21 protein-coding genes are annotated in these 23,590 nt (G+C 51.0%); 20 read left to right on the top strand and 1 reads right to left on the bottom strand.

Annotated features, from left to right (window positions below):
• The first annotated feature begins 5 nt into the window (after positions 1-5).
• The 18 genes from WFK81_RS00210 to WFK81_RS00125 all read left to right on the top strand — a co-directional run bounded on the left by WFK81_RS00210 (position 6) and on the right by WFK81_RS00125 (position 20,195).
• A complete protein-coding gene (locus WFK81_RS00210) occupies positions 6-1,163 on the top strand; it encodes a cysteine desulfurase family protein (RefSeq protein WP_336784463.1) in 1,158 nt (385 codons plus the stop codon).
• Between the two features lie 17 nt (positions 1,164-1,180).
• Positions 1,181-1,726 (top strand): PRC-barrel domain-containing protein, encoded by a 546-nt coding sequence (locus WFK81_RS00205; protein WP_336784462.1) that lies wholly within the window; start codon positions 1,181-1,183, stop codon positions 1,724-1,726.
• 3 nt (positions 1,727-1,729) lie between these two features.
• Positions 1,730-1,927 carry a hypothetical protein gene (locus tag WFK81_RS00200; protein ID WP_015845916.1) on the top strand — a complete coding sequence of 66 codons (198 nt, stop codon included), beginning with the start codon at positions 1,730-1,732 and terminating at the stop codon, positions 1,925-1,927.
• Between the two features lie 313 nt (positions 1,928-2,240).
• Positions 2,241-3,320 (top strand): putative 2-aminoethylphosphonate ABC transporter substrate-binding protein, encoded by a 1,080-nt coding sequence (locus WFK81_RS00195; RefSeq protein ID WP_336784461.1) that lies wholly within the window; start codon positions 2,241-2,243, stop codon positions 3,318-3,320.
• 29 nt (positions 3,321-3,349) lie between these two features.
• Positions 3,350-4,387, top strand: coding sequence for an ABC transporter ATP-binding protein (locus tag WFK81_RS00190; protein WP_336784460.1), 1,038 nt, complete (start codon positions 3,350-3,352; stop codon positions 4,385-4,387).
• Entirely contained in the window at positions 4,384-6,102 is a 1,719-nt protein-coding gene (locus WFK81_RS00185; RefSeq protein WP_336784459.1) for a putative 2-aminoethylphosphonate ABC transporter permease subunit, read from the top strand. The genes WFK81_RS00190 and WFK81_RS00185 overlap by 4 nt, the downstream gene beginning before the upstream one ends.
• Before the next feature lie 13 nt (positions 6,103-6,115).
• Positions 6,116-6,913 (top strand): phosphonoacetaldehyde hydrolase, encoded by a 798-nt coding sequence (gene phnX / locus WFK81_RS00180; protein WP_336784458.1) that lies wholly within the window; start codon positions 6,116-6,118, stop codon positions 6,911-6,913.
• The gene (gene phnW / locus WFK81_RS00175) at positions 6,910-8,004 is read left to right on the top strand and encodes a 2-aminoethylphosphonate--pyruvate transaminase (protein ID WP_336784457.1); all 1,095 of its coding nucleotides are present in this window, start codon (positions 6,910-6,912) and stop codon (positions 8,002-8,004) included. The genes phnX and phnW overlap by 4 nt, the downstream gene beginning before the upstream one ends.
• 140 nt (positions 8,005-8,144) lie before the next feature.
• Complete coding sequence (locus WFK81_RS00170) at positions 8,145-8,927, top strand: DeoR/GlpR family DNA-binding transcription regulator (protein ID WP_336784456.1); 783 nt, start codon at positions 8,145-8,147, stop codon at positions 8,925-8,927.
• 109 nt (positions 8,928-9,036) lie between these two features.
• A complete protein-coding gene (locus WFK81_RS00165) occupies positions 9,037-10,107 on the top strand; it encodes an AI-2E family transporter (RefSeq protein WP_336785450.1) in 1,071 nt (356 codons plus the stop codon).
• A 541-nt stretch (positions 10,108-10,648) separates the two neighbouring features.
• Complete coding sequence (gene alaS, locus WFK81_RS00160) at positions 10,649-13,282, top strand: alanine--tRNA ligase (protein ID WP_336784455.1); 2,634 nt, start codon at positions 10,649-10,651, stop codon at positions 13,280-13,282.
• Between the two features lie 59 nt (positions 13,283-13,341).
• Positions 13,342-13,599, top strand: a complete 258-nt coding sequence (locus WFK81_RS00155) for an IreB family regulatory phosphoprotein (protein WP_015845907.1) — start codon at positions 13,342-13,344, stop codon at positions 13,597-13,599.
• Positions 13,600-13,615: 16 nt separating this feature from the next.
• Complete coding sequence (gene ruvX / locus WFK81_RS00150) at positions 13,616-14,032, top strand: Holliday junction resolvase RuvX (protein ID WP_015845906.1); 417 nt, start codon at positions 13,616-13,618, stop codon at positions 14,030-14,032.
• 8 nt (positions 14,033-14,040) lie between these two features.
• On the top strand, positions 14,041-14,334 hold the full coding sequence (locus WFK81_RS00145; RefSeq protein ID WP_336784454.1) for a DUF1292 domain-containing protein: 294 nt from the start codon (positions 14,041-14,043) through the stop codon (positions 14,332-14,334).
• Complete coding sequence (locus WFK81_RS00140; RefSeq protein WP_336784453.1) at positions 14,334-14,648, top strand: DUF1292 domain-containing protein; 315 nt, start codon at positions 14,334-14,336, stop codon at positions 14,646-14,648. Before WFK81_RS00145 ends, WFK81_RS00140 begins: the two co-directional genes overlap by 1 nt.
• A 181-nt stretch (positions 14,649-14,829) precedes the next feature.
• Positions 14,830-15,927 (top strand): endolytic transglycosylase MltG, encoded by a 1,098-nt coding sequence (mltG, locus tag WFK81_RS00135; protein ID WP_336785449.1) that lies wholly within the window; start codon positions 14,830-14,832, stop codon positions 15,925-15,927.
• 195 nt (positions 15,928-16,122) lie between these two features.
• Positions 16,123-18,279, top strand: a complete 2,157-nt coding sequence (locus tag WFK81_RS00130; RefSeq protein WP_336784452.1) for a methyl-accepting chemotaxis protein — start codon at positions 16,123-16,125, stop codon at positions 18,277-18,279.
• A 92-nt stretch (positions 18,280-18,371) separates the two neighbouring features.
• Positions 18,372-20,195 carry a peptidoglycan D,D-transpeptidase FtsI family protein gene (locus tag WFK81_RS00125; protein WP_336784451.1) on the top strand — a complete coding sequence of 608 codons (1,824 nt, stop codon included), beginning with the start codon at positions 18,372-18,374 and terminating at the stop codon, positions 20,193-20,195.
• Here WFK81_RS00125 and WFK81_RS00120 read toward each other — a convergent pair.
• The gene (locus tag WFK81_RS00120) at positions 20,181-21,332 is read right to left on the bottom strand and encodes an AI-2E family transporter (protein ID WP_336784450.1); all 1,152 of its coding nucleotides are present in this window, start codon (positions 21,330-21,332) and stop codon (positions 20,181-20,183) included. The genes WFK81_RS00125 and WFK81_RS00120 overlap by 15 nt on opposite strands.
• A 141-nt stretch (positions 21,333-21,473) precedes the next feature.
• Here WFK81_RS00120 and WFK81_RS00115 point away from each other — a divergent pair, with 141 nt between their 5' ends.
• Together WFK81_RS00115 and WFK81_RS00110 are read left to right on the top strand one after the other, a co-directional pair.
• Positions 21,474-22,877, top strand: a complete 1,404-nt coding sequence (locus WFK81_RS00115) for a polysaccharide deacetylase family protein (RefSeq protein WP_336784449.1) — start codon at positions 21,474-21,476, stop codon at positions 22,875-22,877.
• Positions 22,840-23,064 carry a hypothetical protein gene (locus tag WFK81_RS00110; protein ID WP_336784448.1) on the top strand — a complete coding sequence of 75 codons (225 nt, stop codon included), beginning with the start codon at positions 22,840-22,842 and terminating at the stop codon, positions 23,062-23,064. Before WFK81_RS00115 ends, WFK81_RS00110 begins: the two co-directional genes overlap by 38 nt.
• The last annotated feature ends 526 nt before the right edge of the window (positions 23,065-23,590 follow it).

Below are 23,590 nucleotides of genomic sequence, written 5' to 3'. Positions count from 1 at the left end.
TTCGTATGCAAAAGTATTATTTTGACCACGCAGCTACAACGCCAATGCATCCGGATGTAGCCGCAGCGATGCTGGAAGTGATGACGGGAGCCGGCGGCAACCCGTCCAGCATGCATGCCTTCGGGCGCGCAGCGAAGCAGAGAGTGAACCAGGCTCGCGATTCGATCGCGGCCGCGCTTGGATGCAAGCCATCCGAGCTGATCTTCACCTCCGGCGGAACGGAAAGCGACAATGCGGCTATTATCGGCGCGGCAGCGGCGATGAGGAAGAAGGGCAAAACCCATATCATTACATCAAGCGCGGAGCATCATGCCGTTCTTCATACCTGCGAGGCATTGGCTGAAGCGGGCTATGAAGTGACCTACCTTCCGGTAGATCAGACGGGACGCGTCTCGGTAGACGAGATTGCCGCGGCAATCCGGCCAACCACGGGGCTTATCAGCATTATGCACGGCAACAACGAAGTCGGCACTTTGCAGCCAATCGAGGAGATCGGCGAGCTTGCCCATGTCCATGGCCTGTTATTCCATGTGGATGCCGTCCAATCGTTCGGGACGGTTCCATACCGGCTGTCCGAGCTTCCGGTTGACTTGATGAGCTTTTCCGCGCATAAGATAAACGGCCCGCAGGGAGTAGGCGCCTTGTATTTGGCGAACGGAACGCCATTCGAGCCCATAGCGCACGGTGGATCGCAAGAGCGAAAGCGGAGACCCGGGACGGAAAATGTCGCCGGCATTACCGGTTTCGCTAAAGCTGTTGAAATTTGTGTGAACAATCGCGAAAACAAGCAACTTTTCTTGGAGAAGCTTCGTACAGAATGGGTAGACAAGCTGAAAGCCGCGCTGCCCGTGGCGACGGAGATCGTCATCAACGGGAATGCGGAGCATCATCTTCCGAGCATCGTTAATATCAGCTTTATCGGGATTGATACGGAGACGATGCTGATGAACCTCGACATGGAGGGTATTGCCGCAGCAAGCGGCTCGGCCTGTACGTCGGGTTCGCTCGAAAGATCGCATGTGCTGAAGGCAATGAACCTTCCGGAGGAACGTTTGAATTCAGCTGTACGATTCAGCTTTGGTTTGGGGAATACTGTGGAGGAACTGGAAGACGCTGCACGCAAAATCGCGACAATCGTGGAGCGGATCCGTACCAATCAGTAGGAGGCCCCGAGCACGCCATGATCAAACTCCAGCAATTAATCGGGCTGCCTGTGCTTGTCATTCATTCCGGCAAGCAAGTCGGCTTTGTCAAGGACGCTTGGTTCGATGAACATTGGCGGTTAATTGGCCTTATCGTAGAAGGCGCGAAATGGTTTGCGACATCGGTCAAAACCGTGGAATGGGCAGAAGTATTAACCTGCGGCGAAGATGCCGTATTTATCTCAAGAGAATCCGCCGTAAAGCCCGTTAAAGCGGCCGAGATTGGACGTTCTTTTGAGACCGGCGTCGTGAAGCTTAAGGATTTGCCTATGATAACGGTGCAAGGCATACAACTAGGAAGAGTGTCCGATGTTTATTTTTACCCGTTTCAGGGTACACAAATAGTAGGCTATGAGCTTACGGATGGCTTTATATCGGATCTGATGGAAGGGCGCAAATGGCTGAAGGCCCCGGAGGATCCGGACGCCGTGCTGCTCGGGGAAGACGCGATTATCGTTCCTGCTGTCAGTGAAGCGGAATTGGAGCCTGTCGCAGCTTCCAATTCGATAAATAGGGAGAAATGAAAGATGATGAGATGTCCCAATTGCAATTCAAAGGATATTGGTAAAATCGGTTCCCATCAGTTCTACTGCTGGGGCTGCTTTATAGAGCTGACAGTGAACGGCGAGAAAATGTCGGTCTATCAAGTGGAAGAGGACGGAACGCTGAGTTCGCTCGACGATTTGTTCTTTGAAGAGGAAATGCCGCAAATTCAAATCAATTAGCGGTTTTATAGATCAGGTGACGACTTCAGGACGGCTTATGGCCGTCCTTTTTGCTGTTTATATAGACTGAAATCCAACCAAAACAAAGGGAATACAAAGAAGGACGCTTATTTTACGTTGCGATAATACCGTTCAAACAAAGGAGAGATAAGCTGGTTGATGATAGGTGTTTGGTTTGAAACACAACTAAAACCAACTAAAATCAAATAAAAACAATTTATTAATATGGATTTAATACTGATTTTACAATCTCAAGCTAAGCTATAGATGTCTAAAACAAGGCGATTACGATGAGGTGGAGGAGAAAGAGACTATGAAGAAGTGGGTAGGAGCAGCACTTACGACAGTACTTATCATCTCTGCGTTAACAGCATGCGGCAGTAACAACAATACAAATGCACAGCAAGGGGCTAATGGCAACAAGGCGGCAGCCGGAGCGAACTCGGAGCTTACGGTTTATACCGCGCTCGAGGATGACCAGATCCAAGCTTATCTTGAATCGTACAAATCCGCTCATCCAAATGTGAAAGTGAATATTGTGCGTGATTCAACGGGGGTTATTACGGCAAAGCTTCTGGCGGAAAAAGATAATCCGGTTGCCGACGTGGTATGGGGAACAGCCGCAACAAGCCTGCTTGTCCTCGACCAGAACAACATGCTGGAAGGCTACTCGCCAAAGGGAATTGAGAACATCCAGCCTGAATTCAAAGATAAGAAAGAGCCGGCACACTGGGTGGGCATCGATGCATGGGAAACAGCGTTCGCCGTCAATACGGCTGAGCTCAAGAAGAAAGGGCTTGAGATTCCGAAATCGTATGCCGATCTGATCAAACCGGAATACAAAGGTTTGATCGTTATGCCGAATCCGGCTTCCTCCGGCACGGGCTTCCTGACGGTTAACGGCTTGCAGCAGCTGATGGGCGACAGCGAAGCATGGAGCTACCTGGACAAACTGGATCAAAATATTGCCGTGTACACCGAATCCGGATCCAAACCGGCGAAGATGGCCGGCACCGGGGAATACCCGATTGGCATTTCCTTTGGTTACCGGGCGATTCAAGAGAAAAAGGGCGGAGCACCGGTAGAGGTTGTATTTCCGGCAGAAGGCTCGGGCTGGGATGTTGAAGCCAATGCGCTGATGAAGAAAGAGAACATCAAGCCGGAAGCAAAAGAGTTCCTCGACTGGGCAATCTCCGAAGAGCCTATGAAGAAATACAACGAGAACTACGCGATTCTTGCGATGAAGACCGATTCTTCCGTTATTCCGGAAGGTTACTCGAAGGATCCGATCAGCCAGCTGGTCAAGCTTGATCTGAACAAAGCCGCGGAGACCCGTGACGCCACGCTTGCGGAATGGTCGAAGCGTTATGAAGCCAAAAGCGAGAAGAAATAAAAGCTGATCCGAAGGAGGACAACGGTTCTATGCCAAAGAGCTATCTATCTATAGAAGGCATCCGCAAGACATTCGGATCGTTTACAGCGCTTGAGCCTATTCACATCGAGATTCCAAAAAATGAATTCGTCTGCTTGCTGGGTCCAAGCGGCTGCGGCAAGACGACCTTGCTTCGGATGATTGCGGGACTCGAAACGCCGGATAGCGGCCGTATGCTGGTGGAGGACAAGGATATTACATCCTTGCCTCCCGCGAGGCGCAATGTAGGATTTATGTTCCAATCGTATGCCCTGTTTCCGAATTTAACGGTAGCCCAGAATGTTGCCTACGGACTGAAGGAGAAAAAGATGTCCAGGCAGCAAATGCAGAGCAAGGTGGAGGAAGTGCTCGGCATGGTAGATCTTATGTCCTCTGCGACGAAGTATCCCGCCCAGCTGTCGGGCGGACAACAGCAGCGGGTAGCATTAGCCCGTGCGATTGCTTTATCCCCCGATTTCCTGCTGCTCGACGAGCCGTTGTCCGCGCTGGACGCCAAGGTGAGAGAGAAGCTTCGCCTCGAGATCCGCAGACTGCATGAGCAGCTTGGCATGACGACGATTATGGTTACCCATGATCAGGAGGAGGCTCTTACGATGGCGGATACGGTCGTTGTGATGAACAATGCCAAGGTTATTCAGTCCGGAGCCCCCGAAGAGATTTACGAACGGCCAAGCAGCCGGTTTGTCGCCGATTTTATCGGTGCGGTCAACTTTTTTGAGCCTATGGATGGCGCAGACACGCTGGCGATTAGACCGGAGCATGTAAGGCTTGGTCTTATACAGGAGACGGGAAGCTATGAAGCGGTGATGGAAAGTCTGGAATTCCGGGGCTCCTTCTACCGGGTAACGATGAAGGTGCAAGGTCCGATGAACCGTTATTTCCCGAATGGAGTTATGGCGGATGTCAACCGTTCCATCGTTAAGCAATATCAACTTGAAAAAAACCGCCGTGTCTTTATCCAATTGCCCGAGGAACATTTGATACACTTTGGCGCAAACCGCCGGGAGCGACTTGAGGTGGTTGGATGAGACCGGCGAAATGGCATACAGCCATGATCCTCAAACGGGGAAATGGCAGCTGGTTTGAACGTATGGCAATGCTTCTGATGCTTGCGGGATTATGCGTGATGATTCTTCTGCCGTTGTTCTCGCTGTTCAGCAAGGCAGTTACGAACAAACAAGGAGAGTATATCGGATTAAATAACTTTATTGATTATTTCTCTACGCCGGCATTGCTGAGCTCCTTGCAGCACACGGTATACGTTTCGACTCTGACCGCAATCCTGTCCGTCGTACTGGGGTTTCTGTTCGCTTACGCCCTTACCCGTACGAATGTTCCCGGGAAAATGTTTTTCAAAACGGTATCGCTCCTCATGCTCTTCGCTCCAACGATGATGCTTGGGATCGGATTAACCTACTTGTTCGGCAACCAAGGCATGATTACGACCGGTTTTTTCGAAGCTTTGCCCTTCCATTGGGATATTGGTCTGTACGGCCCAACGGGCATTGTTATGGCGGAGGTCATGTACACTTTCCCGCAAGCCTGTCTCATTCTTGCCGTTTCCTTAAGCTTTGCGGATTTCAATCTGTACGAAGCTGCCGAAACAATGGGAGCCGGAAAAGGAAAAATCTTTTTCACCATTACTCTTCCCAATATGAAATACGGACTTATTTCTTCGTACTTTGTCTGCTTTACGCTGGCATTCACGGACTTCGGCGCGCCGCAGGTTGTCGGCGGCAGCTACAATGTGCTGGCTACGGAAATTTATAAGCAGGTTATCGGCCAGCAAAATATGGGGATGGGAGCGACTGTCGGCATCATTTTGACTCTTCCCGCCATCCTAGCTTTTATCGTCGACCGGTTTATAACAAGCAGACAGCATGCCATCAGCGCAAGAGCGGTTCCGTTCCGTATATCGCCTAGCCGGAAGAGAGACGGTGTTTTCCTAGCCTTCTGTATCGCGGCATCGGGCATGATCCTGCTATTAATCGGGACGGTCTTTGCAGCTTCGGTCATCAAGATATGGCCTTACAATCTTTCGCTATCCTTGAAGCATTACGATTTCAGCAAAGTGGCGGGAGGCAGCTTGCAGCCATTCTGGACCAGCTTGCGAATGTCCGCCTGGACGGCTCTAATCGGAACGGCCGTTACTTTCGTAGGCGCTTATTTGATTGAGAAGACGAAGACTTTGCCGGTACTCCGGCAGGCGGGTTATTTCCTGTCGATCCTTCCGCTGGCGCTGCCGGGTATCGTTCTTGGCCTGTCATACATCTTTTTCTTCAACAAAGCAAGCAATCCGATGCATGGCATCTACGGAACCATCTGGATTCTGGTGCTGGCAAACATTGCGCATTTCTATTCCGTTGCCTTTGTTACCGCAACAAGCGCATTAAAGAAGCTGGACCGCGAGATTGAAACGGCCTCCGACTCTTTGGGCGTCCCAAGGTATAAAACCTTGCTGAGAGTGACGCTTCCCTTGTGTCTGCCGGCCGTCTTGGAGATGGCGATGTATTTCTTCATCAACTCCATGGTAACCGTGTCCGCGGTTATGTTCCTGTATGCGGCAGATTTAAAGCTAGCATCCGTTTCCATTGTAAATATGGAGGATGCGGGAGATATTGCCCCGGCAGCTGCCATGTCGACCTTGATTGTAATGACGAATATAGGGGTACGGCTGCTCTATGAAGCTGTGACCCATCAGATTAAGAAGAAAACGCAAGCTTGGCAAACCAGAGATCAATAAGGAGAGATGAATCATGATAAAAGCAGTCATGCTGGATTGGGCAGGCACCATGGTCGATTTCGGCTGCTTTGCACCGCTGAACGTTTTTGTAGAGGTTTTCGCGCGCAAAGGGGTTCAGGTTACGGTTGAGGAAGCTAGGCAGCCGATGGGCATGCTGAAGCGGGACCATATCGCGGCGATGTGCCAAATGGAGCGGATCGCGGGTATTTGGGAAGGACTTTACGGAAGAAAGCCTAGCGAAGCGGATATCGATCAGCTGTACACAGATTTTGAGCCGCTGCTGTTCAGCACCTTAAAGAATTACGCAACGCCGGTACCCGGCGCTGTAGAGCTTGCGGGCAGACTGCGCAGTCAAGGGATCGCCATTGGTTCCACGACCGGTTATACGAGAGCGATGATGGATGTGGTTTGCAAAGGGGCCAAGGAACAAGGCTATGAGCCGGATACCCTCGTTACGCCCACGGAAGTCTCTGCCGGAAGACCTTCTCCATGGATGATCTACCGGAACGCGGAAATGCTTGGCGTATATCCGATGCATCACATTGTCAAAGCCGGCGACACCGTAAGCGATATGCTCGAAGGCGTAAATGCCGGCTGTTGGACGGTTGGCGTAATCGTAGGCAGCAGCGAGCTGGGCATGACGGAGGAGGAAGTAACCGGGTGCGAAGAAGCGGAATTGGCCGATCGCAAGGCAGCCGTTGCGGCAAGACTGCAGGCCGCAGGCGCCCATTATGTCATTGACCGAATCGGAGAGCTGGATAGCGTCATCGTACAAATCAATGCTCGTTTGGAGAAGGGGGAGCGCCCATGAACCGCCCCTATTTGCTACTGACTCCAGGACCGCTTACGACTTCGGACACGGTAAAAGAAGCGATGCTCCGCGACTGGTGTACCTGGGACAAGGATTATAACGGGCTGGTGCAGAGCATTCGAACCCGTCTGGTGAAGCTCGCCACCTCTTCGTGCGAGTCCTATACATCGGTGCTTATGCAGGGGAGCGGCACCTTCAGCGTGGAGTCCGTCATTGGCACGGTTGTTCCGCAAGACGGCAAGCTGCTGGTGCTGACCAACGGGGCATACGGCAACCGGATTGCCCAAATGGCCGCTGTTTATGGGATTTCCGCATCCGTACTAGATTTCGGCGAGACGGAGTGCGTGAAAGCTGCCGCGGTTCAGGAGCGCCTGCAGGCTGATCCGGATATTACCCACGTTGCCATGGTGCATTGCGAGACAACAACGGGCATGCTGAATCCGATTGCCGACGTATCGAAAATCGTTAAAGGCCGCAATAAGATCTTTATCGTGGATGCGATGAGCAGCTTTGGCGGGATCCCTATTGACGTAGCGGAGCTGGAGATCGATTTTCTGATCAGCAGCGCAAATAAATGCATTCAAGGCGTTCCCGGCTTTGGATTCGTCATTGCGCGAACGGAAGCGCTCCTCTCCTGCAAAGGCCAGGCGCGCTCGCTATCGCTCGATCTGTATGATCAGTGGGCGGTGATGGAAAAGGGCGGAGGCAAATGGCGCTTTACCTCTCCAACCCATGTGGTGCGGGCGTTTGACCAGGCTTTAATCGAGCTGGAGGCCGAAGGAGGAATAGCCGCCCGCCATGAGCGGTATAAGGCGAATCAGCAGCTGCTTGCGGAAGGCATGACTCAGCTCGGCTTCTGCGCTTTGCTTCCGAAGGAGCTCCATTCTCCGATTATTACGTCCTTTTATTATCCGTCCAGCAAGCGGTTCAGCTTTGAAGAGCTTTACGACAAATTGAAGGCCGCCGGCTTTGTTGTCTATCCCGGCAAGATCAGCTCGGCCGACACGTTCAGGATCGGGAACATCGGCGAAATCTACAAAGAGGATATCGTGAGACTGCTGCAAGTGATCAATAACGAGATGTTCTGGTAAGCCGTTTTTTTTACCCTATAGAACCAATCAAATCCACAAACTAGCAAGCAAGCGGTTCTCGCATCGGAAGGAGTTTGCTCCTTTCTCGGGGAAGAAGATAAGGATATCGTGATAATGTATCGGAAAGGGGGGTGCCAGCTATGTCGCTAATTGGAGAAGAGCGAAAGAGAGAGATACTGGAACTCATCAATGATGCGGGGAAGGTCCAGACGAATGATCTGGTGAAACGGTTCGGCGTTTCATCGGAAACGATCCGGCGTTACCTGGAGGAGCTGGAGTCGGAAAACCGGCTTAAACGCGTATACGGCGGAGCGGTAAAGATGACACTTGTCTACGAGGAGCTCTCCCATCTGAAACGCGAGGTGTTAAGGGTGGAGGAGAAACAGCGGGTCGGCCGGGCTGCTGCCGCCTTGGTTGAAGATTATGATGTGATCGTTATCGATGACGGCTCTACAACTCTTCAGATGATTCCCTATCTGCTCTACAAAAAAAATCTGACGATCATAACCAATTCCATTTCCGGTTTAAATATGATTTTGGACTATCAGAACAAAGACATGTTTTCGGGCGACGTTTTTTTTATCGGAGGAAAGATTGACCCTAGGCATTACCGGATATCCGGTTCCCTTGCCGAGAAGTTTATGGAGAACTTTTTCGTGAACAAAGCTTTCATCTCCATTGACGGCATCTCTCCGGAGCAGGGAATAACAAGCTTTGATTCCAGCCGTGCGCTTCTCGTACAGACGATGATGCAAAAGAGCGAACAAAGCATCATTCTTACGGATAGCAGCAAATTCGGCGCAAACCGGCTGTACAAAATCGCGGATCTGGCGCAGCTTGATACGGTTGTTTGCGAGGTGCCTCTCCCTGCGGAATGGTCGGAATCAATCGGTAAGCCGTTGAACTGGATCGTAGCGGAATAAATACGAATTAGGTATTCATGGATGAAATGGACCGCTTGTACATATACTGAAGCAGATTGCTCTGCCAATCTACCGGCTTACGGTAATGAAACAAGCGGGGGTGAAGACGGTGGAACGATTGACGAAGAGCCGTCTGTTTGTATGGCTGGTCTATATTATCATGGGGCTGCTTGCCCTTTATTTGCTGCTGCTCGTGAAGCCTCTCTTTCTTCATATTTACGTGTTCTTAAGAGCGATTCTCGCCCCGTTTATTATCGCCATGATCGTATCTTACGTGCTTAATCCGATCGTTACGATGCTGCATGAGCGGAAGGTTCCGCGTACGGCAGCGGTTCTGCTGATCTATGCCGTTTTCTGCGCGGCGCTGGCCGTTATTTTAGTTAATGTGATCCCGATGTTCAAGGAACAGATGGACGAGTTGAACCGCCACGTTCCCGATCTGACGTATCGCGCGGAAAGTCTAGTGACCGATCTGAACAATACGTCCTTTTTGCCGGACAGCATACGGGACGGGATGAATAAGTCCATTTATCATATGGAGAAAAAGCTGTCGGATACCGTATCCCATTTCATTAACAATATCGGATCGGTTGTGAATGCGGTATTTATCGCCTTTATCATCCCGTTCCTCGCTTTTTATATTTTGAAGGACTTCGATTTGTTCGAGCGGACGGTTATTACCTACGTTCCGAAGTCGCACCGCAAGCATGCCGTCAGGCTGCTGAAGGATATTGACACGGCGCTCGGGAGCTACATTCGCGGGCAATTTATCGTCTGCATCATCGTTGGCATACTTGCTTATATCGGGTACATCATTATCGGGATTCCGTATCCGCTGCTGCTCGCCAGCATTGTGTCCGTTACGAACATTATCCCGTATTTGGGTCCATTCTTCGGCGCGGCTCCGGCCCTTCTCGTCGCATCTACAATCTCTATGAAAATGATGCTGTTTGTCGCCATCGTCAACATGGCATGCCAGGTGCTTGAAGGCAATGTCGTGTCTCCGCAGGTGGTAGGACGCACGCTCCATATCCACCCGCTGGCGATCATATTCGCCCTGTTGGTCGGAGGAGAGATCGCCGGCATTGTCGGAATGATTCTGGCGGTTCCGGTCTTCGCGGCGCTTAAAGTTATCGTCCAGCATATATTCGCTTATTACGTCAGGCGAAAGACCATTTGACAGACGTTCCTTTGGCCGATATACTTTAGACAGTTGCAGCAACTATTACATGCAAAGCGTTGATGGAAGGAAGTAAGCCATAGCCCGTCAATCAGAGAGAGAGCTTCTTCGCCCTAGGGCGTCGGCTGTAAGAGCTCTTGGGACGAAGAATGGCCGAAAGCTACTTTCGGAGTGTGAACGAACTTCACCGGGAGGACCCGTTATCGTCCATACGAGGAGATTGCTTTTGAATGCGGCGGCAAGCGTGCATTCGCGGCAATAACCAGGGTGGTACCGCGATATTAAATTCGTCCCTGTCTAATGACAGGGACTTTTTTATGTTTCAAAACAAACTTTTAAAGGTTTGAAGAAGTGGGCAGCGTTGGAGCACGGAGAGAAAGGTTGAAGCTTTTGGAGCGACAGCGTCCGCCTTTGTTTTTGAATCCTAACCTTGTACATATCGTTCAAAGGGATTCAAAAACAACAGCGGCCGAAGGCTCAACCTTTCTCGCAGTGCCCGTCATGCTGATCTCAACTCAATGTTAAACGGAGGCGTAAAACAATGAAAGCAAGTGAAATTCGTTCCAAATGGCTTTCCTTCTTCGAAAGCAAAAGACACCATATCGAGCCAAGCGCATCGCTTGTCCCTCACAACGATCCGTCGCTGCTCTGGATCAATGCGGGCATGGCTCCGCTCAAGCCTTATTTCGACGGACGCGTCATCCCTGACAATCCGCGCATCACGAACTCGCAAAAATGCATTCGCACGAACGATATCGAGAATGTCGGCAAAACCCGCCGCCACCATACGTTTTTCGAGATGTTGGGCAACTTCTCCATCGGCGACTACTTTAAAGAGGAAGTCATCACTTGGGCTTGGGAGTTTCTGACGAACAAAGAATGGATCGGCTTCGATCCCGAGCGCCTCTCCGTTACGGTATATCCTGAAGACGAAGAAGCGTACAAGTACTGGAACGAGAAAATCGGCCTTCCGGCTGAACGCATCTACAAGCTGCAGGACAACTTCTGGGATATCGGCGAAGGCCCATGCGGACCTTGTACCGAAATTTTCTATGACCGCGGCGAGAAGTACGGCGATCTGAACGATCCGGAATGCTGGCCGGGCGGCGAGAACGAGCGCTTCCTCGAAGTTTGGAACCTTGTATTCTCCCAGTTCAACCATAACAAAGACGGCAGCTATACGCCGCTTCCGAACAAAAACATCGATACGGGCGCAGGTCTCGAGCGCTTCGCTTCCATCCTTCAGGATGTGGATTCCAACTTCGATACCGACCTGTTTATTCCGATTATCGAGCGTACCTGCCAAATCGCTGGCGTGAAGTACCATGTCAATGCAGAGCATGACGTTGCGTTGAAAGTAATCGCCGACCATATCCGTACGGTTGCCTTTGCGGTAGGCGACGGCGTTATGCCTTCCAATGAAGGCCGCGGCTACATTATCCGCCGATTGCTTCGCCGTGCCGTGCGTTATGGTAAAACAATCGGCATCGACCGTCCGTTCCTGTATGAGCTGACTTCCGTTGTCGGCGAAATTATGGGCGTTTACTATCCGGAGGTTGTCGACAAACGCGAGTTTATCGAGCGCGTTATCCGTACGGAGGAGGAGCGTTTCCACGAAACCTTGTCCGAAGGTCTTGTGATGTTGTCCGATCTGGTTGCGGCAGCACGCAAAGCGGGCAAGACGGAGATCGGCGGCGAGGACGCATTCCGCCTCTACGATACGTACGGCTTCCCGTTTGACTTGACGGAGGATTTTGCTTCCGAGAACGGCATGACCGTTGACCGCGAAGGGTTTGACGCCGCGATGGAAGCCCAGCGCGAGCGCGCTCGCGCAGCCCGCCAGGAAACAGGCGGCATGAACGTGCAAGGCGGTCCGCTTGCCGACTTTACGGTTAAAAGTGAATTTGTTGGCTATAATGAACTGGTAACAGAAGCCCAAATCACAGCTATTGTCCATGAAGATTCGCTGGTAGACCTCGCACACGAAGGCAGCCGCGTGCTTGTGCTGCTTGACCGTACTCCGTTCTATGCGGAAAGCGGCGGCCAAATCGGCGACAAAGGCACAATCGTAGGCAACGGATTTACGCTGCAGGTTGAAGACGTGACGAAAGCGCCGCATGGCCAAAGCGTGCATCATGCCGTGGTGGCTTCCGGTACCGTTCGTACGGGAGAGACCGTGGAAGCCGTTGTTATCCGTTCGGTGCGCGAGGATATCATCAAGAACCATACGGCCACTCACTTGCTGCACAAAGCGCTGAAAGAAGTGCTTGGCGATCATGTTAACCAGGCGGGTTCGCTTGTGCAAGCCGACCGCCTGCGTTTCGACTTCTCCCATTTCGGCAGCATCACGCCTGAAGAACTGACGGAAATCGAGCGCAAGGTCAACGAGCAAATCTGGATTGGAACTCCCGTCGTTATTGAGAGCAAGCCGATTGCGGAAGCAAAAGCAATGGGCGCGATGGCCTTGTTCGGCGAGAAGTACGGCGATATCGTGCGTGTCGTGCAAGTCGGCAATTACAGCATCGAGCTTTGCGGCGGCTGCCACGTAGCGAATACGTCCCAGATCGGTATGTTCAAGCTTGTAAGCGAGAGCGGTATCGGATCCGGCGTACGCCGCATCGAAGCCGTAACCGGCCGCCATGCCTACAGCTATACGGAAGGTCAGCTTGATCTCCTGAAGCAGGCTTCGGCGCTTCTTAAATCGAATAACAACGATGTTCCGAAACGGATTGAAGCTCTGTTCGCGCAAGTCAAAGAGCTGGGCCGCGAGAATGAATCGCTGCAGGCGAAGCTGAGCCGTATCGAAGCAGGCTCCCTTGAGCAAAACGCGAAGACGGTTGGCGATGTAACGGTGCTGAGCGCGAAAGTCAGCGCGCCTACCATGGATGCCCTCCGCGGCATCGCAGACGAGCTGAAAGCGAAGCTGCCTTCGGCGGTTATTATCCTTGGCGCCGTGCAAGAGGACAAAGTAAGCCTCGTTGCAGCCGTATCGGCCGACCTGGTGAAGAAAGGCTTCCATGCCGGCAAGATCGTCAAAGAAGCGGCGGCGCATTGCGGCGGCAGCGGCGGCGGACGTCCGGATATGGCGCAAGCAGGCGGCAAAGACGCTTCGAAGCTGGACGAAGCTTTGAAACTTGCCGAAGAACTGGTTCTTAACCAATCAAATGTGATATGATAGCAGTGTAAATGTAATAAACTAGTTAATAAATGCGGTTGGAAAGCGAGGTGCTGGCGATGAATTCCATGGACAACACGATGAAGTTTAATGTGAAGGCGGAAGGCGAATCTTCCTCACAAGACATTTTGCTTACGGTGCATGAGGCGCTTCTGGAGAAAGAGTACAATCCGATCAATCAGATTGTTGGGTATTTGCTGTCCGGAGATCCCGCCTACATTCCACGGCATAACAACGCCAGAAGCTTAATTCGCAAGAAAGAACGTGATGAACTCATTGAAGAGCTTGTCCGGTTTTATCTGAACAACAAGAAATAAGGATTAGGAGCCGGATATGAGGACAATGGGTTTGGATTACGGTGACCGCAACATCGGAGTTGCGGTCAGCGACGCGTTCGGCTGGACCGCGCAGGGACTGGAAACCGTTCACAAGCGCAGGGACGGCGGCGAAATGGATCGGATTGCCGAGCTGGTGAAAGAGCATGAAGTAACGGAAATCGTTGTGGGACTGCCGAAAAATATGAACAATACGATTGGCCCCCGCGGCGAGATAAGTATGGCATTCGCAGAGCAGCTTCAGCAAACACTAAACTTGCCTGTTCACCTTTGGGATGAACGGCTGACAACGGTATCCGCCGAGCGGACTTTGCTTGAGGCGGATGTTAGCCGGAAGAAGCGAAAGCTAGTAATAGACAAAATGGCGGCAACGCTTATTTTGCAAAATTATCTCGATTCTAAAACGAAAAGGTGAGGGTTGCGATGACAAAGGATGACCTGCAGTTCGAAGAACCGGAAATTATTTATATTCCGGATGAAGACGGCAACGAAGAAGAATTCGAAGTCATCATGAAGTTTGAAGTGGATGGCTCTGATTCGAAATATATGATGGTTGTTCCGCTTGCAAGCGACAATGACGAGGAAGATGAAGTATACGCTTTCCGTTATGAAGAAGAAGGCGACGACCTGAAGCTGTACACCATTGAAGACGAAGAAGAGTGGAACATGGTTGAAGAAACCTTCAACACGCTTCTCGGCGAGATGGAGGAAAATTAATGGCAGATAATGAGCGCATTATTCCGGTTCCGCAAGAGCGGCTTCGGGAAGCGTTCGGGAACGTAATCGAGCTGGTCTCTGAACACGGAAGTCTCGACAAATTCGAGATCAAGGCGGAGTTTCAGCTGGGCCCGTACGTTTATGCCGCTCTGCAGTCGCCTGACATGAAGAAAGAGCAGGAGGTAGAGCTGTTCCGCGTCATTCTGACCGATAACGGCGAACCCCAGCTTGAAACGATTGAGGACGATGATGAGTGGGAACTTGCGTCGGAAGCTTACGATGATCTTCTGTTCGCAAACGACGAAATGCCTTAATTGCATAAGCAAGTTGAAAAAGAGCGGCTCCCACCGCTCTTTTTCTCAGGCTTTTGAAGGAAATAATTGTCGGAAAATGGATGTAACTGATGAAAAGTTTATGCTTACGATGCGATGAATCATCACAATGGCCTACATATGGCCATTAGGGTGATAATTCATTTTAGGAGGAACGCGGTTGGTGCAATCGAGACAGCAGCACTCAAAATCAGGGCCCTCGGCAGGCCGTATTGTCATATGGGTCATTTTATCGCTCCTGGCTCTCCTTATTATCGGAGCAGGGAGTGTCTTTTTGTATGTTTGGAACGGTTTAAAGCCGACAGCTCCAGGCGATCCTGTCCGAATTGAAATCGCAAAAGGGGCTTCGGCGTTTGCGGTATCCGACACGCTGGAAGAGCATGGCATTATCAAGAATTCCTTTTTGTTTAAATATTATTTGAAGGCCAAGAAGGAAGGCTCGCATTTCCAGGCCGGCGTTTATGATCTAAGCCCGGGCATGAAGAATGACGCGATCATCGCAAAGCTGAACAGCGGGGATACGGTAGCGGAGGCCATGATCCGGTTCACGATTCCGGAAGGCTTTACTTTGCTTCAAATTGCCGACAAGCTGGCGGAAGATAAACTTATTGACAAGAATAAATTCCTGGCGCTTGCCGATTCCGCCCCGGGCTGGGAAGGCGCGGAGGCGGTGAAATCGATACCGGCTGACAGCAAGCTTCATCACCGGCTGGAAGGGTACTTGTTCCCGGAAACCTACGAGCTGAAGAAGGGCAGCATGGAAGAGGATATTCTCAAGCGGATGATGGCCGAGCTGGACACGAAGCTCGATACCCTTCCCGAGGGGTGGACGGACGTTCTCGCCGAGCGCAAGCTGACGCTCCATCAGCTGCTCACGATTGCTTCGCTCATCGAGAGAGAGGTTGTTGTCGACGATGAACGGCCGATTGTGGCCGGCGTCATCTATAACCGACTGGCGAAAGGAATGCCTCTTCAAATCGATGCCACCGTTCAGTATTTGCTGGATAAGCCAAAGGAACGGTTATACGAAAAGGATTTGCAGATTGACAGTCCTTATAACACGTACAAGATTAACGGACTGCCGCCGGGACCGATTGCAAGCCCAAGCATCGCTTCCATTAAAGCGGCCTTATATCCGGAGAAAAACGACTACTTCTATTACGTCACCAAAAAAGACGGTTCGCAGACGCATTTGTTTGCCAAAACGTATAAAGAGCATCTGAAAAATATCGAAAAGAGCAACCAGACGGCTGCGAAATAAGGCGGAAAATAACGACAAGGAGGGGAAAAAGTCCCTCCTTGTTTTTTTATTGGGGAAAATAGTTTTCGAATCTACTAATCAATTGACATTTTCCGACCGATATAAAATAATAGGACTGTACCTACCAATATAGGGTAATAGAACTAGACCAATCCAGACGACAAACTACATAACGATAAAAAGGCGGTGTCTTGCATGAAGAAAACGGACAAACCTAAAAAAGTTAAAGAGAAGCCGCAAAATATGAAAGCGCAATCAAAAGCGCAGGCGGTTACCGCTCAAACCACGAAGCAAGTAACGCAGACATTCACTTCCATTTTCTCGAACCCATTAAAGTCGGTAGGTACAAAGTTGTTCCTGATTATCTTCGTAAGCATTATTGCTTGCGTATTGGTGGTAGGTGAAATGGCCTACTGGAAAGCAAAAGCCATCGTTGAGGACAAAGTATCAAGCGCAAGCTTCGAGACCATTGTACAGGCTTCGGCGAATTTGGATATTATTCTGAAGACGTATGAGGATCTGACGATGCAGATCATGATCGACAAAGAATTCCATAAGCTTGTTTCTAGTCTGGAAGACAGCACGGAAGCTTTTGATTTGTTTGAAGCAGAGAAGAATTTGGGAGACCGCCTGCAAAATGCAGTGATGAGCAACAAGGCGATTATCGGTGCTTATTTGCTGCCGCTGAAAGATAATCTCCCGGTTATTACATACGGAACGGCATCTGTTGCCGTAGCCCCGGATCTGATGAAATCGGACTGGTTCGAGAAAACCAAATCCTCGAAAGGCGGCGTCAACTGGATTGGAACGCAGCCGACCGGCTTTGGCACAAAGGACAAGCAGCCGTCGATTGGTCTCAGCAGACAGATGAACAACACGACAACCAACGTGGCGTCTTACGTTCTATTGCTCGAGATTAACCTGGCGGATATCCGCGAGAAGTATGAAGACATTTCGCTTGGCGCTGGCAGTAAGATTTACCTGGTAGACAGCGACAACAAGTACATTGCAGCCCCGGATAGCAGCCTTATCGGCAAAGGCAATGTGGTCAAGCTGAATATTGACGAGGAAGGCTCTCTTAAAGAGAAGTCCTCTGAAGGGGAAGAGGTTCTATCCGTATTCAAGACGCTGGATACGGCCGGCTGGAGACTGGTAGGGACAATCCCGGTTAAAGAGCTTGTTAAAGACGCCGGCGTAATTAACAAGATGACTTGGCTGATTGCCCTGGTTGCGATGTTTATCGCGATCGCGATCGGCATGCTGGTTATCCGCACCATCGCAATGCCGCTTATGGCTATGCGCAATCTGATGAATGAAGGCGAACGCGGCAATTTGACGGTTCGCTCGAATATAACGAAAAGACAGGACGAAATCGGTCAGCTTGGCGAGAGCTTTAACAAAATGATGATTCAAATTACGGCGCTTGCCAAGCAAACGACCCAATCCGCTGACGATGTATTGTCTACAGCCGGCGAGCTGACCGATGTATCGAAGAAAACGGCGATCTCGGCAAGGGAGATTTCCGTTGCGACGGAAGAGATCGCAAGCGGCGCATCCAGCCTCGCGGTTGAGGCGGAAAGAGGCAGCGATCTGACAGGCAATATCAATGATCAGATGAAGTCGGTTATGGAAGCAACCGGTCATATGGTTGAATCTGCGGGCGAGGTGGAGAAAGCCAGCCAGCAAGGTACGGCGTATATGGGTCTTCTTATTGAGAAAACGGGCATGACGGAAGAAATGACCCGTTCCATGGTAGAGAAGGTAGATAGCCTTAAGCTTAGCACGGGGTCCATCGTTAAAATTTTGGATGTCCTGAACAATCTGACGAAGCAGACGAACATCCTGTCGCTGAACGCTACTATCGAAGCGGCGCGTGCCGGAGCGGCCGGCAAAGGCTTTATGGTCGTAGCCGATGAGATCCGCAAGCTGGCGGATCAATCCCGTCAATCGATTGATGTCGTAGGCCAGATTACGGAGACCATCATGACGCAGATCGAAGAGACGGTTACGGTATTGTCCGATGCGTACCCGCTGTTCCAGGAGCAGATCGGTTCGGTTAAAGAAGCGAACCAGCTCTTCCTCACGGTACAGAACCAAATGGGACAATTCGTACAAAAGCTGGATTCGGTTACGAATTCGATTACGATGCTTGATCAATCGCAAGTGGTGTTAACGGAAGCGATGGGGAATGTTAGCGCCGTTGCGCAGCAGTCCTCGGCTACTTCCGAGGAAGTAGCGTCGCTTAGCACCGAGCAGCTCAGCATCAGCAACGGGCTCGTTAACCTGTCCGAGAAGCTGGATGCCGTATCCCGCGGACTCAAAGAATCGTTGTCCCGTTTCAAAATCGATTAATTTTGCAGCCGTCCAAATGGATGAAAGATCCGTTTGGACGGTTTTTTGTTCTTTCGTAAGGCGATAATGTCTAATGACTGGAGGCGCCTTGCATGAAAAAAAGAATCGCTGTAATCGGGTTATTATTTGTATTTATCATGTCCGGGTTTATTGCGAGACTCGCCTGGCTGCAGCTGACTCCCGGCTACGGGCATAAGAACGCCGCCGCTGCCATGAGCCGGACCAGCTGGAAGCGGATGTCGGTTATGCAACGTGAACGGAATCTTGTGCTGGACTCCGGCCGGGGAGATTTCGTAGACCGTTATAATAGGCCAATTACGGGGGAGACGTATTATACGCTTGCCTTATTTCCCGTGAATATGCAGTTTGAAGATTCTGAAGCGGAGAAGAAATGGCATCGGAATGTGCAGCAGCTTGCCTCGATGCTGGATGTAACCGAAGGACAGCTGGCGAGCTGGTGGAGGGAGCTGCGGGAGCCGTCCTTCTGGCATCAGGGGGAGGAGAAGTTTCCTTACCGTTTATCGGACAAGCAGCTGCGGAAGCTGGCTCAGCTTCATTTGAACGGAGTAAGGGCTTTGCCATACCGGAACAGGTATTTAACGGGGTTTGCCGCCAAGCATGCAATTGGATATATCAGCCAGCATCCGGAGCATCTAGAGCTGGCTTATGCGAAGGAGCTTCAGTCAGGCAAACGGAAAATCAATGAGCTGATAGGCGGTTCGGGTCTTGAAAAGTCTCTGGATGATTTGCTGCATGGCGCTGGCGCTACTTCCGTCTCTTATTTTACAGACGGCAACAATGGGCCGCTGCTAGGGTTGAATTACCGCGTTACGGGGCCGGGGAATCCGTATTATCCGCTTCAGGTTCAGACTACGCTTGATCTTGAATTGCAGAATAGGCTTGAAGCTTATATCGATGCCAAGCGGCTTAAGGAAGGGGCGGTTGTTGTTCTGGACGCGAAGAACGGAGATATCGTGGCGATGATCTCCAGGCCGCAGATGAAGCCGCTGCAGCTGGATAACGAGAAGGAGTGGGCTAATCATGCGGTTCAGGCGGCCATTCCCGGCTCGGTCTTTAAGCTGGTTACGGAGGCTGCCGCTCTGGAAGCGGGGGTAACCACCGAGAAGGAGCGTTTTACCTGCAACGGAGAATACGGCAAATACGGCTTGTCCTGCTGGAAAGAGGGCGGGCATGGCACGCTTACGCTGCAGGAGGGACTCGCGCAGTCATGCAATATTGTATTCGCGACAATCGCGGAGCGGTTAACCGCGCAGCAGCTGCAGCGTACAGCAGCTGCTTTAGGGATTGGGAAGCAAGCAGGCTGGCATTCGGAACGGGCCTTTGGACCGTTTCGCCATCCGCTCCGGCTGCTTGGCGAAGAGGAAGCCGGGCGGTTATTCCCGGCTGTGGCCGGCGTTATGACGGATGGCGGCGTAATGGCGCAATCCGCCATTGGGCAGCGTGATGTATTGATGACGCCGCTGCAGGCGGCGAATCTAGTCGTAACGCTGCTGAACCACGGGCGCGTGATGGAACCGCGCCTCGTGCGGGAAATCCGCTATGCCAACGGCCAGCGGATGGTGACGCTGCCCGCGAAGAGCGCTCCTGCATCGGATGGCCGGATTCGTCCGGCCACCGCGCGCAAGCTGCTTCGCGGCATGGAGGCGGTTGTCGACCATGGAACAGGCCGGTCGATCCGCCAAGGGCTGTGGGCGATAGCCGGCAAATCCGGCACCGCCGAAATAACAAGGGCCGGAGCGCCTCGCGTGAACCAATGGTTCACGGGATACGGTCCGGCCCAGGAGCCCCGTTATGCGGTTGCGGTGCTGGCGGAGAATCGTCCGCCGGACAGCGGCAACCAGGCAACGGAGCTTTTTCGCGGCGTGATGGATATTCTCGCCTTATACTCCCGTTGAAGGATGTTTGCCGTCCACTTCTTCCTCGGCGGCAGCCGGGAACGGATGTACATCGAATTCGCCATGCGGCGTGCGGATCCACCGATGGAAGAAGCCTTGCTCGTACAACGCTTTGATCAGAATAATGATGATTGGCGACAGAATTACGCCGGCTACGCCGAACAAATGCAGCGATATGATCATGCAAGATAGCATGGTAAAGGCGGACACGCCAAGCGTATCGCCCGTAATTTTTGGCTCCACGATATGGCGCGTCAGAACAACCGCGACCAAGAGGACGGACAGCCATACGGCAAGCGAGGTATGACCAACCAGGAACAAATAAATAATCCAAGGGATAAACAGCGTGCTGACGCCAAGAAGCGGCAATACGTCGAAGATCCCGGCCGTTAAGGAAATGGCGAATGCATTTTCTACCCGCAGAATAAGGAGTGCCGCAAAAATAACGAGGAACGTAATGCTCATCATTTTTGCCTGAGCCTTCACATAAGCTCCGATTCCTTTAAATACATTCTCGCGAAGGAAGAAGAAAGCTTTTTTGAAGGTGTTAGGCGTCTTGTCGTTGGCGGTTTTCTTCCACATTTTAATCTCAATGCTCAGGAAGTAAGCAAGAATAATCCCAATTACGAAGTTGAACAAGAAAGTAGAGAAAGAAGAAATATAACCGACAAGACCGGTGAAAATAATATTGGCCAGCTTCGGCAAATATTCCGTTGCCCCGTTTATGTACTCCGTAATCTTTTGGACCCATTCCGGAGGCAAAGCCTGCAGCTTTTGCTGGAACACGCTGGAATCATCCTGCACCTGCTGTTTGAACAGCTCCTGGTACTGCGGCAATTTCACCTTGATAAAGTCGGCGCCTTGGCTTGTAATGATATAGGCTAGTCCGGAAAATATGCCAATAATAATAAGGGAAAACACCAGTACCGATATGCCGGACGCAATCGATTTTTTGATGCCGATCTTGTTCAGCCGCTTGGCCAGCGGTTCGATAAACAGGTAAATCACGAATGCAAAGAAAATAGGTGTTGCGATCTTGTACAGATAGCTGAAGGCGAACATAACCAGATAGACCGTAAGGGCAATAAGCGCTATGTCGAATGCGGTACGCCAGTATTTCTTGTAAAACGGAAGCATACAATAATCTCCTCTCGTTCAGGAATCAAATCCCTGTTGTGATTGTACTATAATTTTTAAAACGATGCCTATAATTAATGCTCATATGGTACAATTAAAGGTATCGTGTTTATAACTTTCATAAACGGTGGGGAATACAAAATGTTACAATTGCTGCTTTGGGCATTTTACTTATTGTCCTTGTATGCCTTTATCCCTGCGCTTATCAGCCGTGTTTTCGGATTTCGCGTATTCAAGAAAGGCCGTGTTACAAGCGAGATCGCTTTAACCTTTGATGATGGTCCGGATCCTGAATATACGCCCCAGCTGCTTGATCTGCTTGCCCGTTATAAGGCGAAGGCCACTTTTTTCGTAGTTGGCTCACATGCGGAGAAGCATCCGGAAATACTGCGGAGAATGCATGAGGAAGGTCATATAATCGCTATCCATAATTATGTTCATAAGACCAACTGGTTTATGAGGCCAAAGACGGTTCGCGCTCAGATCGATCGTACCTCAGACGTAATACGGGAGGCAGTCGGAATCCGTTCCGCTTTTTATCGCCCGCCTTGGGGGATTGTTAATGTATTTGATTTCATGAACCGCAATAAGATGCAAATCATATTGTGGTCGGCCATTTTTGGCGATTGGAGCGCTAAGCTTGGCGCAGAGCGTCTTAAGCAGAAAATGATGAGGAAGATGCGTCCCGGAGAAGTATTGCTGCTGCATGACTGCGGACGTACGCCAGGCGCGGATCCAACAGCACCGGCCAATATGCTGATTGCCCTAGAAGCTTATATGGAAGAAGCCACGAAACGGGGCTTTCGGTTTGTCGGCATAGCGGAGATGATGAGATTGACAGACAGAACGCCGAAACGGTCTGTAATGAAGAAAGCTTTAGTTGGAGCATGGCTGATCTACGAAAAGCTGTATCACGTTGTTTTCCGGCTCAAAAACGTCGGAGGCGAGGATTCGGTATTCCACTACCGCATGATTAAGTACCACGGGGAGCCCATTAAGCTGGCGGATAACGGCTTCTTAAAGAACGGCGACAAAATCGTAGAGCTGCATTTCGATAACAAGATGCTGTCTTCGATTGCCTTGCAATCGGGTTCGCCATTATCGACGGGAATTCGGCTGCTCCGGGAAATGGAACAGGCTTTGCCGGTTCTGGCGAGAACGCTCGCTAAAGATCCTGAAGCAGAAGGCGCGCGCGCAACCTATGGCGTGACCATGATTCATCGGGGAGCGGATCGTTTGGGCTTCCAGGTTGAGCCGCTTCCGGACGGTATGTTCGCCCGGACAACGCGTATATACTTAAAACTTCTTACTAGCGTTCTTTCCAATAAGCAGCGCAACGCGAGAGGCAAAGCAAAGCGGGATTCCATCAAGCCCCATATGCTGTTGATGCCGCTGGAACAGCTGCTGATGTTCGCCGTAAACGGCGCGCATGCCTCTTCGGCCAAACCGGTTAAGCCTCATCAAGAAGTGGCTGCGGCAAAATCTGCTCCTTCCCTCGACAACGCGGATGCTTCCGAACTGGACAGCAACCCATCCGTCATCTAAAAAAGCCTGGCAGTCGCTGACTGCCAGGCTTTTTGTTCCTTTTTCTTCTTTTTATGCCTTAACGATATCCCATATCGTTAAGCCGCTCATTCGTACCTTTCTGAACCATCCTAACGATGCCGGAAATCGTAAAGCTAGCCTGAAAGCAGCTAATTCAACGAAAATCCCCGACTTCCCGCCTTCTTAACGATATGCCATATCGCTAAGACACTCAATCATACCCATTGGAGCTACCTTTACGATATCGCACATTGCTAAGCAACTGGAGAGAAGCCAGATAGGCTGATGTGTTCCGTGTAGACGCTGTGGAGAGGCTGTTCTTGACCGATTAATCATTAATTTAGGGGAGAACGGTATCTGTAACTGTAGTGCATCTGCTTAACTTTGAAGATCTGATGCAAGTGTTGCTTGAAACGTGGATAGCTTTGGTCTTAGTAGGTGGTTGGGACGGTTGGGGTGGTTGAGATGTATGGGGTGTTGGGTGTTTGGGTGGTTGGTTTTTGGTTTGGTTTAGGTAGGTTCTCCCAACAGGGAGGCACAATAACCTGATAATCACCTGTGCCGGGGTCGTCAGGCACCATACATTCCATTCCTCCCAAAAAGGAGCAGAATGGAGTCAGCGACGTCGCCACTGCTGCTGTTGTTTGCTCCAACGGAGCAGACGTATATCTCTGGAAAAGCGGAGCGTTCGCCTTTGGTTGCCGGATTCCAAC

This window comes from Paenibacillus sp. MMO-177, from assembly GCF_037147795.1.
Lineage (GTDB): Bacteria > Bacillota > Bacilli > Paenibacillales > Paenibacillaceae > Pristimantibacillus.
Note: the sequence above shows the minus strand (reverse complement) of the source record. Positions and strands in the feature narration are given on the sequence as shown.